General features: G+C 64.1%; 14 protein-coding genes. 11 read left to right on the top strand and 3 right to left on the bottom strand.

Going from position 1 to position 15,144, the window contains the following annotated elements; translation table 11 throughout:
- The first annotated feature begins 70 nt into the window (after positions 1 to 70).
- Both ahcY and metF read left to right on the top strand, forming a co-directional pair.
- Entirely contained in the window at positions 71 to 1,492 is a 1,422-nt protein-coding gene (gene ahcY, locus V5738_RS04515) for an adenosylhomocysteinase (RefSeq protein WP_423823215.1), read from the top strand.
- A 116-nt stretch (positions 1,493 to 1,608) separates the two neighbouring features.
- Complete coding sequence (gene metF, locus V5738_RS04510; protein WP_423823214.1) at positions 1,609 to 2,481, top strand: methylenetetrahydrofolate reductase [NAD(P)H]; 873 nt, start codon at positions 1,609 to 1,611, stop codon at positions 2,479 to 2,481.
- An 81-nt stretch (positions 2,482 to 2,562) separates the two neighbouring features.
- Here the strand turns inward: metF and V5738_RS04505 are convergent, their stop codons facing one another.
- A complete protein-coding gene (locus V5738_RS04505; RefSeq protein WP_423823213.1) occupies positions 2,563 to 3,054 on the bottom strand; it encodes a MarR family winged helix-turn-helix transcriptional regulator in 492 nt (163 codons plus the stop codon).
- 171 nt (positions 3,055 to 3,225) lie between these two features.
- Between V5738_RS04505 and V5738_RS04500 the strand changes: the two genes are divergently transcribed.
- On the top strand, positions 3,226 to 4,179 hold the full coding sequence (locus tag V5738_RS04500; RefSeq protein ID WP_423823212.1) for a D-2-hydroxyacid dehydrogenase: 954 nt from the start codon (positions 3,226 to 3,228) through the stop codon (positions 4,177 to 4,179).
- A gap of 46 nt (positions 4,180 to 4,225) precedes the next feature.
- Here V5738_RS04500 and V5738_RS04495 read toward each other — a convergent pair whose 3' ends face one another.
- Together V5738_RS04495 and V5738_RS04490 are read right to left on the bottom strand one after the other, a co-directional pair.
- Positions 4,226 to 4,822, bottom strand: coding sequence for a DUF938 domain-containing protein (locus tag V5738_RS04495; RefSeq protein ID WP_423823211.1), 597 nt, complete (start codon positions 4,820 to 4,822; stop codon positions 4,226 to 4,228).
- Positions 4,819 to 5,487, bottom strand: coding sequence for an O-methyltransferase (locus V5738_RS04490; protein WP_423823210.1), 669 nt, complete (start codon positions 5,485 to 5,487; stop codon positions 4,819 to 4,821). Before V5738_RS04490 ends, V5738_RS04495 begins: the two co-directional genes overlap by 4 nt.
- 40 nt (positions 5,488 to 5,527) lie before the next feature.
- On the opposite strand from V5738_RS04490, the gene V5738_RS04485 reads away from it, so the two are divergent.
- The 8 genes from V5738_RS04485 (at position 5,528) to ftsX (ending at position 15,123) form a co-directional block, all read left to right on the top strand.
- Positions 5,528 to 6,310, top strand: coding sequence for a metallophosphoesterase (locus V5738_RS04485; protein ID WP_423823209.1), 783 nt, complete (start codon positions 5,528 to 5,530; stop codon positions 6,308 to 6,310).
- 611 nt (positions 6,311 to 6,921) lie between these two features.
- Entirely contained in the window at positions 6,922 to 7,701 is a 780-nt protein-coding gene (thiD, locus tag V5738_RS04480; RefSeq protein ID WP_423823208.1) for a bifunctional hydroxymethylpyrimidine kinase/phosphomethylpyrimidine kinase, read from the top strand.
- Positions 7,702 to 7,703: 2 nt separating this feature from the next.
- Positions 7,704 to 8,318, top strand: coding sequence for a thiamine phosphate synthase (gene thiE, locus V5738_RS04475; RefSeq protein WP_423823207.1), 615 nt, complete (start codon positions 7,704 to 7,706; stop codon positions 8,316 to 8,318).
- 603 nt (positions 8,319 to 8,921) lie between these two features.
- On the top strand, positions 8,922 to 10,238 hold the full coding sequence (gene hemL / locus V5738_RS04470) for a glutamate-1-semialdehyde 2,1-aminomutase (protein WP_423823206.1): 1,317 nt from the start codon (positions 8,922 to 8,924) through the stop codon (positions 10,236 to 10,238).
- Between the two features lie 20 nt (positions 10,239 to 10,258).
- Positions 10,259 to 12,328 (top strand): LssY C-terminal domain-containing protein, encoded by a 2,070-nt coding sequence (locus V5738_RS04465; RefSeq protein WP_423823205.1) that lies wholly within the window; start codon positions 10,259 to 10,261, stop codon positions 12,326 to 12,328.
- Positions 12,329 to 12,424: 96 nt separating this feature from the next.
- Entirely contained in the window at positions 12,425 to 13,390 is a 966-nt protein-coding gene (ftsY, locus tag V5738_RS04460) for a signal recognition particle-docking protein FtsY (RefSeq protein WP_423823204.1), read from the top strand.
- 73 nt (positions 13,391 to 13,463) lie between these two features.
- Entirely contained in the window at positions 13,464 to 14,138 is a 675-nt protein-coding gene (ftsE, locus tag V5738_RS04455) for a cell division ATP-binding protein FtsE (protein WP_423823202.1), read from the top strand.
- The gene (gene ftsX / locus V5738_RS04450) at positions 14,131 to 15,123 is read left to right on the top strand and encodes a permease-like cell division protein FtsX (RefSeq protein ID WP_423823201.1); all 993 of its coding nucleotides are present in this window, start codon (positions 14,131 to 14,133) and stop codon (positions 15,121 to 15,123) included. Before ftsE ends, ftsX begins: the two co-directional genes overlap by 8 nt.
- Positions 15,124 to 15,144 lie beyond the last annotated feature (21 nt).

The raw sequence follows: 15,144 nt of genomic DNA, 5'->3' as shown, positions 1-15,144 counted from the left end.
CGCCTTTCGCCGGTCGGTGCCACGTCGCCGGCCGGCCCGCTAACCGATTTCAAACGACAGGAACGAATTCATGAGTAGCCCTGCCGAAAAGCTCAACGAAGATTACAAGATCGCCGATATCAGCCTGGCCCCCTGGGGCCGGCGCGAGATCGAGATCGCCGAAACCGAAATGCCCGGCTTGGTCGCCATTCGCGAGGAATATGGTGCCCAGCAGCCGCTCAAAGGCGCGCGCATCGCCGGCTCGCTGCACATGACCATCCAGACCGCCGTGCTGATCGAGACGCTGGTCGCCCTCGGCGCCGAAGTGCGCTGGGCCTCCTGCAACGTGTTCTCCACCCAGGATCATGCTGCGGCCGCGATCGCTGAATCCGGCGTGCCGGTCTATGCCTACAAGGGCGAGACCGCCGAGGAATACTGGGAATACGCCCATGCCATTATGGACTGGCACGATGGCGGCCTGCCGAATCTGATTCTGGATGACGGCGGCGACGCTACGACGCTGGCTACTTTCGGCGTCAAGGCCACCGACGACCCCTCGCTGCTCGACAACCCGGGCTCGGACGAGGAAAAGGCGCTGTTCAAGGTCATGAAGAAGCGCCTGGCCGAACAGCCGGACTTCTACAAGAAGCTTGGCGCTGCCATCACCGGTGTGTCCGAAGAAACCACCACCGGCGTGCATCGTCTGTACCATCTGGCCAAGGAAGGCGGCCTGACTTTCCCGGCGATCAACGTCAACGACTCGGTCACCAAGTCGAAGTTCGACAACCTCTACGGCTGTCGTGAATCGCTGGTCGACGGCATCAAGCGCGCCACCGACGTCATGGTGGCCGGCAAGGTCGCCATCGTCTGCGGCTATGGCGATGTCGGCAAAGGCAGCGTGCAGTCGCTGCGTGGTCTGGGTGCGACCGTCTGTGTGACCGAGATCGACCCGATCAATGCCCTGCAGGCGGCCATGGAAGGCCTGCGCGTGGTGGATCTGGAAGACCCGGGCGTGGTCGAGCAGGCCGATATCTTCGTGACCGCCACGGGCAACTATCATGTGATCAACCACGATCACTTGAAGCGCATGAAGAACGAAGCGATCGTGTGCAATATCGGGCACTTCGACAACGAGATCGATGTCGCAGCACTGCGCCAGTACGACTGGGAAGAGATCAAGCCGCAGGTCGACCACATCACCTTCCCCGACGGCAAGAAGATCATCCTGCTGGCCGAGGGCCGGCTGGTGAACCTAGGCTGTGCCACGGGCCATCCGAGTTACGTGATGTCCAACTCGTTCACCAACCAGGTGCTGGCCCAGATCGAGCTGTGGAACCACCGCGAGCGTTACAACAACGACGTGTACGTGCTGCCCAAGCATCTCGATGAGAAAGTCGCCGCCCTGCATCTGGAGCGGGTCAACGCCAAGCTGACCAAGCTCACCTCGGATCAGGCGGATTATCTCGGCGTGCCGGTCGACGGTCCGTACAAGCCGGATCACTACCGCTACTAGGCCTGGAACGACCGCCAAGGTCTGGCCAAGCCCGGCCCGCGGCCCGCGTGGGCCGGGTTTTTTATGCGCATCACGATCGGCGCCACTGCGTCGCAGACAACACAAGGGGAGACGCCATGAGCCATGATGTCTCGCACAACGATTTCTCGATCGAGTTGTTTCCGCCCAAGGGCCCCAAGGGCGAAGCCCGCCTGGAAGACGCGCTGAAACAGCTTGCCACCCTGCATCCAGCCTTTTTCTCGGTTACGTTCGGCGCCGGCGGCACCACCCGCTCGGGCACGCTCGACACGGTCAACAAGGCGATGCAGATCACCGGCCGCCCGGCAGCGCCGCACCTGTCCTGCATCGAGGGTACTCGAGAGTCGATCGGCGACCTGCTGGATAACTACAAGGCCGCTGGCGTCGAGCGGATCGTCGCGCTCCGGGGCGACCTGCCCGATGGCATGGACAAGCCCGGCGTATTCAACTACGCCAATGAACTGGTGGCCTTCATCAAGGAACGCCACGGCGATGATTTTCATCTCGAAGTGGGCGCCTATCCCGAGTACCATCCGGCCGCGGCTTCCCCGGCCGAGGATGTCGACAATTTCGTGCGCAAGGTCGAGGCCGGCGCCGATTCGGCGATCACCCAGTATTTTTATAATGCCGACGCCTACTTCAATTTCTGCGACGAAGTCGCGGCCAAGGGCGTCGATATTCCGATCGTACCAGGGATCATGCCGATCAATGATTTCGGCCAGATCTCGCGGTTTTCTGCGATGTGCGGCGCCGATATCCCACGCTGGATACGCCAGAAGATGGAAGCCTACGGCGATGACAAGGCGTCGGTTCAGGCCTTCGGCCGCGAGCTGATCGGCCGTCTATGCGAACGGCTACTGGCCGGTGGCGCCCCAGGCCTGCATTTCTATGCCCTCAACAAGGCCGAACCCACCGCCACTATCTGGCACGATCTCAACCTACCGGGCACGGCTGCGCATAACGCGGCCTAATCCCATCGCGGCTTTTCTGAAGTGCTTTCCATAAAAAACCCGGCCAAGGCCGGGTTTTTTATTGCGTTGCACTCAAGCCGCTCATTCTTCGTCGTTGAGCATATCCCGCAACTGATCGTTATAGCGCGCAGTCAGACGTGCGAATTCGCGACGGTCTTCCTCGGACCAGTTCTGAAAGCCTTCCTCGACCCGTTCAAGCCGCCGGCCACGAACCTCGGCAGCCGCATCGCGGCCGGCTTCGGTAATGGTGACGAAGCCGCCGCGCCGATCGTCAGGATTGTCGTGTTTTTCGACCAGCCCGGCATTTTTCATTGCCGCGACCTGCCGGGTGACCGTGGAGGCATCCAGATTAACTTGATTGGCCAAGGCCCCGACCGACTGCCGATCATTGCGCTCGAGCAGGATCAACAGCAGATAGTGAGCGCGTTCGAGCCCGTAGTGGAATCGACGCCGTAGCGCTTCCATCCGGCGGACAAGAAAGGCCAACTCGTATTCGAGCGCCTCTGCCGACGGGCAAGTCGCCGGCAGATGGTTGCCCAAGGAAGGGTCTTTCTGTTCAGAACGACGTTTCATTGCGTCAGGGTCCCTGTGCGCCTCTGGTGAATAAGACTAATAATGTACGACTTGAGCCTAGCTTAACGCGCCCGGTCAGATTGAAAAACTATAGTCGTAGATTATCGTAAAACTTTATTTAATCCCGAACCTGTGCCCGCAACGCTGCGAAACCGATACAAGGATGACCCTATGCGCGCCTGTTTTCTCGATGCCGGCTCAGTCGGCGAACGCCTCGACTGGTCCAAACTCGAAAACGCCGTTGACCAATGGCAGTGGTTTCACAATACCAAGCGCGATGAAGTCGCCCTGCGTCTGGCCGATGTCGATATCGCGGTCACCAACAAAGTGATACTGGATGCCGAGACGATCGACGCGGCCGAACAGCTGAAACTCATCTGTGTGGCAGCGACTGGGACCAACAACGTCGACACGGCGGCCGCGGCACGCCGCGGCATTCCAGTGATCAACGTCAGCGGCTACTCGACTCCTGCAGTCGCCCAGCACGTACTCGCCCTGATGCTGGCCTTTGCCACGCGCTGGCACGATTATGACCGCGCCGTGGCCCGTGGCGCTTGGCAGGCCTCTGAGTTCTTTTGCCTGCTCGACTATCCGATCGAGGAACTGGCGGGCGCGACGCTGGGCATCGTTGGCTACGGCGAACTCGGAGCCGCCGTCGCCCGCCGTGCTACCGCCTTCGACATGGAGGTGCTGATTTCCGAGCGGCCAGGCGCCGAGCAGGTGCGCGATTCACGTCTGTCGTTCCCCGAAGTACTGGAACGCGCCGATTTCCTGTCGCTGCATTGCCCGCTGACCGAAGCTACCCACCACCTGATCGATCGCGATGCCTTGGCCCGTATGAAATCCTCGGCTTTCTTGATCAACACTGCCCGTGGCCCGATCGTCGACAGCCAGGCGCTATTGACGGCCCTACGCGAGCAGCAGATCGCCGGCGCCGCGATCGATGTCCTGGATCATGAACCGCCGCGCGAAGGCCATCCGCTGTTGGACGCCGAACTGGACAACCTGATCGTCACGCCGCATACCGCCTGGGCCAGCCGGGCCGCACGCCAGCGGGTGATCGATGGCGTCGCCGATAACATCGCCGTCTTTTGCGCCGGCGATGACAGCCGGCGGGTAAACTGAGCCGATCGATAGCGGCCCGGCCGGAGCTGGCCGGGCCGGTGCCACGCTAGCCGCGCCGCCAGATCAGCAGGCGATTATCGCGAGGCATGGCCAAACGCGCCACCGAAACCAGGCCGTAGCCGGCGGCCAGCGCATCCAGTGCTTCGAACATACGGATGCCCATGCCGGCATTGCGGGCCCGCAGGGCTCGGTCGAAGCTCAGATTGCCTTCGCCCGGCGGCACGTCCTGTTCGAAGAACGGACCGTACAGACACAGCAACCCGTCCGTGCGCAGATGCGCAGCCGCGCCGGCGAACAGCGCCGCCACGGCGTCCTCGGTCATGATGTGGGCGATATTGGCGCCGAATACGACGTCGTAATGCTCAGCCGGCCAGGTACTGCGTACATCCAGGGCCAACGGCGCCGGTAGTCGGTGCTGGTCTGCATCGACCAAAGCCGCGACCAGCCGCCGCAGATGGGCCGGCGCTTCACTGGTCTGCCAATGCACTTCGGGTAGACGCTGGCTGGCATAGCGGGCGTGGGTACCGTCGCCGGCCCCGATCTCCAACACCCGGGCCTGTGGCACGATCCACTCCACCAGCGCATCGAAGATCGGACGCTTATTGCGATCGGCCGCCGATTGATCGCCGATTCGGCTGCTCATCGCTTGCGTGCAACGGTCAGGCCGTCGCCGATCGGCAACACCGACAGATCGATCCGCTCGTCGGCGTGCAGGTGCTGGTTGAAGGCGCGTATCGCCTCAGTGTCCTGATCGCGGCAGGCCGGATCGGCCACGCGTGTATACCAGAGCGTATTGTCGGCCATGATCAGCCCGCCTTGGCGTATCAGTGCCATGCAGCGTTCGTAGTACTCGATATAGCGCGTTTTGTCGGCATCGATCAGGGCAAAATCATAGGCGCCGGCCATACCTGCGGCCACCTCGGCGTCCAGGCTCGCCAGCGCATCATCGATACGCAGTTCGATGCGATCGGCGACCCCAGCTGCAGCCCAATCGGCTGCGGCACGCGCGGTAATCTCGGCATCGTGGTCGCAGGCCAGGATATGCCCGGCCGGGCCCACTGCATCGGCCAGCCAAAGCGTCGAATAGCCGGCATAGACACCAATTTCGATGCCGCGCCGGGCCTCGGCCAACCCGACCAACAGCGCCATGAGCTGGCCTTGGCGCGGACTGACCTGCAGGTGCGCCTGGCCGGAGGCTTCGGTAATCCGACGATTGGCCGCCAGATAGGCGGGTTCGCGATCACCGATCTCGTCGATATATGCCCGCAGCCGTGCATCAACGGCCGCCGGTTCTGCCTCATCTGACATGCTGGCAGGATACGCCATACCACCCCGTCTGCGGTAACTCATGGACGACACACGCCAGATTTTGCATCTCACCGACTGTCATCTGCTTGCCGACCGCGAGGGTAAGCTTCATGGCTGGTCGGTCGCAGCGGCCTTCGAGTGCGTGCTCGCGCATGCCCTCGATCGCTATCCCGAGACCGATGCGATCGTGCTAGGGGGCGATCTGGTCGACGATGAAAGCGACGCCGGCTATCACTGGCTCAACGACGTGCTGGCCACCACCGCACGGCCGGTGCTGGCGATTGCCGGCAATCACGACGATCCACAGGCGATGGCCCGCCGGCTCGACTCGGCGGTCGTTCACGACCAACTGTGCCTGGGCGGCTGGCGCCTGATCGGGCTGTGCAGCCACCGGCCGGGCCACGAGGATGGCTTGATCGGTAGCGCTGCCCTGCACGATCTAGAGGCTCGGCTCGCCGCCGACCGCTCGCCTACGCTGGTCTGCGTCCATCATCCGCCGTTCGCCGTCGGCAGCGCCTGGATCGACGCCATGGGCTTGAACGATGGGCCGGCGCTTCGTGCGGTCTTGGCCCGGCATGCGCATGTCCGAGGTGTCCTGGCCGGCCATGTACATCAGGCCAGCCAACATCGGCTGGAACACAGCCTTGGATGGACAACGCCCGCCACGATGCGCCAGTTCCTACCCGGCAGCCCAGATTTTGCCGAAGACCCGACCCGGCCCCCCGGCTATCGCTGGCTGGCTTTGGAAGCCGACGGCCGTATCACCACGACTGTGCATCGCTGCCCCATGGTGCAAGGCCCCGAACGGCGCGGCACCGACTGACCGCAACCACGGCCAGTCGAGCAAGGTCTAGATGGGTATCAGACCTTTGGACTAGCCACAATATCTTGACAAAAAAAGGTTTTTAGAAACAGGCCGGTATGAAATCGGTTGCTAAAATATAACTCTCTGAATATAAAGAATAAAAAGGCTAGATTCACAATTGCTGTGGATAAGTCTGTGGAGAGATCGCTTTATGGGCGCGCCGAAAGGCGCCAAGGCAGTCACTTATACAAACCGGCGAAATTGTAACCAGTACGACACAATTATTTATATTCAATTGCTTACGCATACTTTCAGTGCCTTGTCTTGGGCTGTTAAATCTTTGGACCAAGCCGGCGATCTATTGCGCCGTGATTGTGCATAACATGCGTTGTCTTGCGCAGTCGAGACAGCTGTTCAAACTTTTTAACAGCGGCCCCGACCGGTTTCCCGACCGGCCCAAAGCCGTCGCAGGCTCGTCAAGCCGATCGCTCGGTTGTAGGCTAGCGATCTAGAACAACCCTGCAGGTCGGTCGCGATTCATACGGCCCCGCTGCACCCGATTGGTGCTTGCCCCGTTCGCCCCTGGACCACTGCAGCCCATCACCTCATACAGAATTTAGGCTGACGTCATGAGACCACCGAACGTGCTCATCCTGTCCGGTCACGATCCAAGCGGTGGCGCGGGCTTGCAGGCCGATATCGAAGCGGTGGCAGCCAACGGCGGCCATGCGGCCTCAGTCGTTACTGCTCTAACCCGCCAAGACACACGCAATGTGTATGCGGTCTCGCCGGTCGACGATACGTTTTTCGCCGAATGCATCGACACCGTGATCGCCGATATGCCGATAGCGGCGATCAAGACCGGGGTATTGGCCAGCCCCACCCAGGTCGAGACCGTCGCCCGCTTGGCGGCGGCCCATCCCGAGCTGCCTTTGGTTGTTGATCCGGTGTTGACCGCAGCCGGTGGCGGCGAACTGGCTGCCGATCCGGTCGGCCGGGCGGCCCGCGAGTATCTGTTCCCCCGGGCGACCCTAATCACGCCGAATGCCGGCGAAGCACGACGACTATGCGACGGTGAAACCGATATCGACCGCTGTGGCGCCGCACTCGCCCGGCACGGCTGTCATGTGTTGATCACCGGCGGCGACGAAGAAGTCCAAGACGTGATCAATCATCTGTATGCCCCGGAGGGCGGCAGCCGTACCGATCGTTGGCCCCGCCTCGCGGGCCGCTTTCACGGTTCCGGCTGCACGCTGGCGGCCAGCATCGCCACCCGCCTCGCTCGGGGGGACGCCTTGGAACAGGCCGTGGCTCGAGGCCAGGATTTCACTTGGCAAGCCTTGGAAACCAGTTTTCTGGCCGGCCAGGGCCAGGCGATCCCCAACCGCTGGGCCTCGCGGGGCGAATGAACATGCCACGCGGACTATATGCGATCTACGATCGAGCCAGCCTGGACGGCGATCACCTGGCGCATGTCGAGGCAATCCTCGCCCACGGCGCGCTCTGGCTCCAATATCGAGACAAACGCGACAGCGCCCCCGACCGCGGTTTGCTGTGCGAACTGGCCGCACTGACTCGCGCCTATGATGCCCGCCTGATCGTCAACGACGACTGGCCGCTAGCCGCCGAGATCGGTGCCGACGGCGTGCATCTGGGACAAAACGACGGCAACGTCGCCGAGGCCCGCGCGGCTCTTGGCGAACGGGCGATCATCGGCATCAGTTGCCAAGACCGCATCGAACGCGCCCGGGCCGGCTTGGCTGCCGGCGCCAGCTATATCAGTTTTGGGCGTTTTTTCAGCTCGGCCACCAAACCGGACGCCCCCCCGGCCGCTCCTGCGGTGCTGACCGCGGCACGCGAACTGGGCGCACCGATCGTCGCCATTGGCGGCATCAATCGCTACAACGCCCGGTCCTTGATCACCGCCGGTGCCGACCTGATCGCGGTGTCCGGCGGGCTGTTCGCAGCCCCTGATCCGGGCGCGGCCGCGGCTGAACTCGCGGGCCTGTTCGATCCGTCGGGCTGACCACCGAAGACCGCGCCCAGCCGCGATTCGACGCCTACCCGATATGTCGCGGGCAGGCCGCTCGGCGCGCACCGAACGAGCGGTGTGCGCCTCTCGGCGAATTTTCACCCCGCCGATCGGCCCACTCGCCCGCGGTCCCGCATCGACTGCGAACCGCAGCGCCATGGCGACGGCCATCGCGGTAGCGCACGAGCCCCTGCCAGGGCGAGCAGGCCGGCATTCGGTGTCGAGTTATGCAGGCAGGAGGACGACACCGCATTTCGCCGAACGGCGCCGGCCCTAGGGCATGTCGTCACGAGATACGCCAACGCATGACGCCCGGCCATCGGGTCGGGCAAGGCACAGGCCGACGAGCGTAGCGGGCCCCACAGTCAAAGCGTGCAACGCCGCCTGGCACGATGGGCGGGCGCCATCCACCGGGCCCGGCGGTACATCGAAAATCGACCATCGGCAGCCGGTCGCGTTGCACGGCCGGCTCGTGGCACGCCACGATCGGGCGACTGGCGCCTTGCAGGACACGGTTGGCGAAGGCCAACGCGGCGCTCGGATGAAACATCAACAGGCCCTAGAATAAGCAGCGATTCTATTGGCAAGGAGTTTGTAATGAGCCAGCAGCACGCCCGCCCCGGCCCCCGCTCGATCGAATTGTTCGAGCGCGCCCAGCGCTTCACCCCCGGCGGGGTGAATTCACCGGCGCGCGCCTACAACGGCGTGGGCGGCGGCGCCCCGGTCTTCATCGATCGGGCCAGCGGCGCCTGGATCACCGACGTCGACGGTAACGACTATGTCGACTATGTCGGCTCGTTCGGCCCAATGATCCTCGGCCACGCCGACCCGGCGGTGGTCGAGGCGGTTCAGCAGCAGGCCGCCAAGGGACTGTCCTTCGGTGCGCCGACCGGCCTCGAAGTCGAATTGGCCGAGCTGATCAGCGAGATGGTCGACTCGATCGAATCGGTGCGCATGGTCAACTCCGGCACCGAGGCCGCGATGACCGCTGTGCGCCTGGCCCGCGGCTATACCGGCCGCAACAAAATCCTTAAATTCGCCGGCAATTACCACGGCCACGTCGACGCCCTGCTGGTCAACGCTGGTTCGGGCGCGCTCACACTCGGCATTCCAGGCTCACCGGGCGTACCGGCCTCGGTGGTCGAAGACACCCTGGTGGCGACCTATAACGACCTGGCTTCGGTCGAGCAGGCTTTCGCCGAGCACGGCGATGAGATCGCCGGGGTCATGGTCGAGCCGGTGGCCGGCAACATGAACTGCGTGCCGCCGGTCGACGGTTTTCTCGAAGGCCTGCGCACCCTGTGCGATCAGCATGGCGCACTGCTGATCTTCGACGAGGTCATGACCGGCTTCCGTGTCCATCCCGGCTGTGCCCAGGCTGCTTTCGGCGTGACCCCGGATGTCACCGCGCTGGGCAAGATCGTAGGCGGCGGCATGCCGGTCGGCGCGGTCGGCGGCCCGCATCGAGTAATGGAAACGCTGGCGCCGAGTGGTCCGGTCTATCAGGCCGGCACGCTGTCCGGCCACCCGTTGGGCATGGCCGCCGGTATCGCCACGCTCAAGCAGATCCGCGACGGCTCGGTACATGCCGCGATCGAGCCCAAGACCAGCGCCCTACGCGAAGGGCTGGAACAACGCGCCAAACAACACGGCGTACCGTTCATGACCCAAGCCGCCGGGGCGATGTTCGGTATGTTCTTCACCGACGCCGCAGCCATAACCCGCTTCGACGAAGTCGCGGCCTGCGACCTGGATGCTTTTTCGCGGTTCTTCCACGGCATGCTCGACAACGGCGTGTATCTGGCGCCGGCTGCCTTTGAAGCTGCCTTCGTCTCGCGCGCCCACGACGACGCGGCCATCGAGGCCACGCTCGCCGCTGCCGATCAAGCGTTCGCGGCAGTCGCCGCCGGCTAGCCTGCGGCCGGGCTTTTCCCGTGGCGCACGGCATTATCGCCGAGATCCTAGGCTGGGTCTCGGCGCATCCAACCTGGGCCCTGGCCGTGGTATTCGCCGTGGCCGTGGCCGAGTCGCTATTCCTGTTCGGGCTACTCATTCCGGGGGCGATCTTCATGTTCGCCTTCGGTGCGCTGATCGGCAGCCATGCGCTGGCGGCTGTTCCGACCTTCACGGCCGCCATTCTCGGCACCTTGCTGGGCGATACCGCCAGCTATGCCCTGGGACGGCGCTATCGCGGCCGTCTGCATGCCCTGCCAGGATTGTCGCGGGTGCCCGGCGGGGTCGCCCGCGGCGAGGCTTTTTTTGCCCGGCACGGCGGCAAGGGCATTATCCTCGGCCGTCTGATTGGCGCCCTGCGCCCGGTCATGCCGACCGTGGCCGGTGCGGCGGGCCTGTCGATAACCCGTTTCGCGGTGATGGAAATCATCGCCACCGCGCTCTGGGCGCCGCTGTATATCGGCCCCGGCCTGGTGTTCGGCGCCTCGCTGGATCTGGCGGCCCAGGTCGCGACCCGGTTGGCGATCCTGTTGATCGGCAGTGCCGCGATCGTCTGGATTCTGACCAGCCTGGCACGGTTTCTGATCGTTGCCGGGCGCAGTTTCGGCCGCCATTATGCCGAACGTCTGATGCGTTGGAGCGGCCGCCACCGGCGCCTGGGGCTGCTCGGCCCGGCGTTGGCCGACCCGCGCCAGCCGGAAATTCCGGCGCTGGCCGTGGCCGCTACCCTGCTCATGATCACGGTCGCCGTTATCTATGGGCTGCTCTGGAATATCGGCGGCCCGCGCTATCCCGGCCGCTTCGATGCCCTGGCCTTCTATCTGGTCAGCAGCCTGCACAACGCCCCGACCAGCGTCATCGCGCGCCTGGTTTCGGAACTGGGCTCGCCGCTGGTCTATCTGCCGTTCGCGATCATGGTCGGTCTCGGGCTGAGCCTGATCGGCAACCGACGGGCCGCGGCCCACTGGGGCGTGGCGGTCGGTTTTTCGACGGCCGTGACCGTGGTGCTGCGTTGGCTGCTGGCGATTCCCTCGCCGGCGCTGTTTTTTCATGTCTCCGTAGCCGATCCGTTGTATCTGGCCGGCGGCGGCCAGGATCTGATCCTGTGTGCCACGATCTACGGGCTGGCAGGCATGATCGTGGGCACCCGCCAGCCGGAGGCCCTGCGGCCCTATTACTATTCGGCGACCGTGGCCGGCGTGGTGTTGATCGCCCTGGCACGCCTGTATCTAGGCCTGGACTGGGCCAGCGACAGCATCATCGGCCTGGGCGTGGCGTTTGTGTGGATCAACGTGCTCATGATCGGCTATCGGCGCCAGCGGCCGCGGCCGGTGCGCGGCCGGCCGGTGCTCGCCGCATTCGGCGGGGGCGTGGCTCTGGCCACGCTGTTGGTGCTGTTTCCCGGCGGCGCCCTGCGCGATCTGCCTGGCACGATCGGGCCCGAGCGCGATACCGCGCCCCAACCGCTCGCGGCCTGGGTCGGCGGCGGCTATCGCGATCTACCGGCCCATATCGAGACCCTGCAAGGCCGCGGCGGCGCGCCGTTGAACGTCCAGGCCGCCGGCCCCGAGAAACGACTGCGCACAGCGCTGGCCTATGCCGGTTGGCATACGCCGCCGGCGCTGGGCGCGGTCGGCGCCCTGCATAGTCTGGCGCCGGATCCACCGATCGAGGCGCTGCCGGTCATGCCGTGGATCCATCGCGGTCGTCGACCGTCGATCGTGGTCGTGCATCCGGTCACCAACAACAGTCGACGGCGCTGGGTGCTGCGCCTATGGCCAACCCATCGCGTGACCGCCGATCAAGGCCTACCGATCTGGGTCGGGCTGGTCGATGCCCAGCGCATTGGACATGAGCTGTTCATGGTCGCGACAGCGCGCGATGAAGGCGGCTACGCCAGCGCCCGCTCGTTTCTGGCGGCCAACCTGGCCCGCCACGGGATCGGCCATCGTCGATCAAGCCAGTCCGACCCAGCGGCAGGCAATGCCGCCGTACCGCTGCTGATGTGGACGCAAGCACACGGCGTCGATGCTAAAGTAGCGCCCCATTAGGATCCGTGCCGAGGCCCGTAACGGCGCCCATGCAGCCGGCCTTGGTTCCGAGCCGATTTCGTTTCCACCGATTTAGAGTCGTAACGCCGCACCGCTATGGCCAAACCCGACGCCAAACGCCAGACCACCAAACTCAAGCAGCCGGGTTTTTTCACCCGGATGCGGGCCAGCCTCAACAAAGGCGATTCCTGGCTCACCTATGACCTGCGCAATCTGCTGCCCGGCGAAACCGTCGACCAGGATGCGCTCGATGAACTCGAAACCCAGCTGCTGCTGTCGGATGTCGGCGTGGATGCGACCGGCCAGGTGATGAGCCGGCTACAGACCCTGTACGACGGCGGCCAGTTACGCACCTCCAAGGATCTCGGCAAGGCCCTGCGCGAACATCTGGGCAATATCCTCGAGCCCTGCGAGGCACCGCTGGAGATCCCGAACGACGTCAAACCATATGTGATCCTGATGGTAGGCGTAAACGGTGTGGGCAAAACTACGACCATTGGCAAGCTCACCAAGAAGCTACAGGATGCCGGCCAGTCGGTGATGCTGGCCGCGGGTGACACCTTCCGTGCGGCCGCGGTCGAGCAGCTCTCCGACTGGGGCGAGCGCAACAACGTGCCCGTGATCGCCCAGGGCAGCGGCGCCGATGCGGCCTCGGTGGTCTACGATGCCTATTCCAAGGCGGCGGCCCGCGGCACTGATGTGCTGATTGCCGATACCGCTGGGCGCCTGCATACCCAGAGCCATCTGATGGAGGAGCTCAAAAAGATCAAGCGGGTGCTCGGCAAGCAGAACGCCGAAGCGCCGCACGAGATCATGCTGGTAGTCGATGCGACCACCGGCGGCAACGCACTACAGCAGGCCGTGGCGTTCAACGATGCAGTTGGCCTGACCGGCATCACGGTCACCAAACTCGACGGTTCTGCCTCTGGCGGCGTGGTATTCGCGATCTGTCAGAAGCTGGAATTGCCGCTGCGCTTTATCGGCGTGGGCGAGACGGTTGCCGATCTGGGCGTGTTCGAAGCCGAGCATTTCATGGACGCGCTGTTCGAACGCCAGAGGTGATCCTGGCGGGCCGGCTTGCCAAAGCGCCGGTCCTGCCCGAGGATTGCGACACACGACGGGCAGACAAGAGCCGATGACCGACATCGTGGCCTTCGACAACGTGGTCAAACGCTATCCCGGTGGCAAGCTGGCCCTGGATCGTGTGTCGTTGACTCTAGCTCGCGGCGAGATGGCCTTTCTGACCGGCCATTCCGGGGCCGGCAAGTCGACCCTGATGAAACTGATCGGCCTGATCGAGCGGCCGACCCGCGGCCGCGTGATCATCAACGGCACCGATCTGGCGCGCGTACGACGCTGGCATATCCCACGCTATCGCCAGCGGGTCGGGCTGATCTTCCAGAACTACAATCTGCTCTACGATCGAACCGTGTTCGATAATGTGGCGCTGCCGCTGGTGATCCGCGGCCTCGGCCATCGCGATATCGCACGCCGGGTACGCGCTTCGCTGGATACGGTCGGCCTGCTCTCGCACGAAAAGAAATTTCCGATCACCCTATCGGGCGGCGAACAGCAGCGCGTGGGTATCGCCCGAGCCGTGGTCGATCGGCCGTATCTGCTGCTGGCCGACGAGCCCACCGGCAATCTCGACCCCGATTTGTCCGAAGACATCATGCGGCTGTTCACGCGGCTCAACGAAACCGGCACCAGCATCATGATCGCGACCCATGCCATTGATCTGGTCACGCATATGGGCCACCGCCGCATCGCCCTCGATCATGGCCATCTGGAGACCCAAGAGGATGGCTGAGCGCAGGCCGCCCCACCATAGCCGTGCCCGCGGCCGCGGTTCGTCGCAACAGACCAACACCTCGCACAGCCGACTGGGCAGTTGGGGGGCCACACATGCCCGCTGTCTGTTCGAATCACTCGGTCGCCTGCATCGGCGCTGGGTGGCCAGCCTGCTGACCACGCTGGTGATCGGCATCGCCCTGGCGCTGCCGACCGGGCTCTATGTGCTGGTCAAAAACCTGGATACCCTGGCCACCAGCTGGCACCAGTCGGTACGTATCTCACTGTACCTGGAACAGGACGTCTCGGCCGACGCGGGCCGCTCACTGGCCCGGGATCTACGCGGCCAAAGCGATATTTCGAATACCCGGTTCATCTCGGCCGATCAGGGCTTGGCCGAGTTCCGCAAGGCGAGCAACTTCGGAGCTGCTCTCGATGCCCTGGGCGACAATCCCCTGCCCGGCGTGATCGAAGTCACACCGAAAGCTCGGCTGACCCCGGCTGCGGTTGGCGATCTCGTCGATCAGCTCGCCCGACGCAGCCCGGTGGATCATGCCGCGCTCGATCAAGCCTGGTTGCGCCGGCTTAGCGCAATCCTCGAGTTGATCTGGCGGGCCTCGTGGGTCATCGGCGTACTGCTGTCGGCGGCCGTGGTCTTCATCGTCGGTAATACCATCCGCCTGGATATCGAGAATCGTCGCCAGGAAATCGAGGTCATGAAGCTGCTTGGCGCCACCGATGCCTTCATCCGCCGCCCATTTCTCTACAGCGGCGTATGGTACGGGCTACTCGGCGCGGTCGTGGCACTGATCGTCATCGGCAGCTGCTATCTGGCCCTCGGCGGACCGCTGTCGACCCTGACCGATTCCTACCAGGATGGCCTCGATCTGCGCGGGTTGGGCATCAGCGGCAGCTTCAGCGTGCTACTGATCGGCGTTGCCCTAGGCTGGATCGGTTGCGCAATCACCGTCAATCGGCGCTTGGCCGAAATCGAGCCGCGCTAGCTCGGTCTGTCGTTCGTTCAG

This window comes from Salinisphaera sp. SPP-AMP-43, from assembly GCF_049568105.1.
Taxonomy (GTDB): domain Bacteria; phylum Pseudomonadota; class Gammaproteobacteria; order Nevskiales; family Salinisphaeraceae; genus Salinisphaera.
The sequence above is the reverse complement of the archived record's forward strand: the minus strand, read 5'-3'. Positions and strand labels throughout refer to the sequence as shown.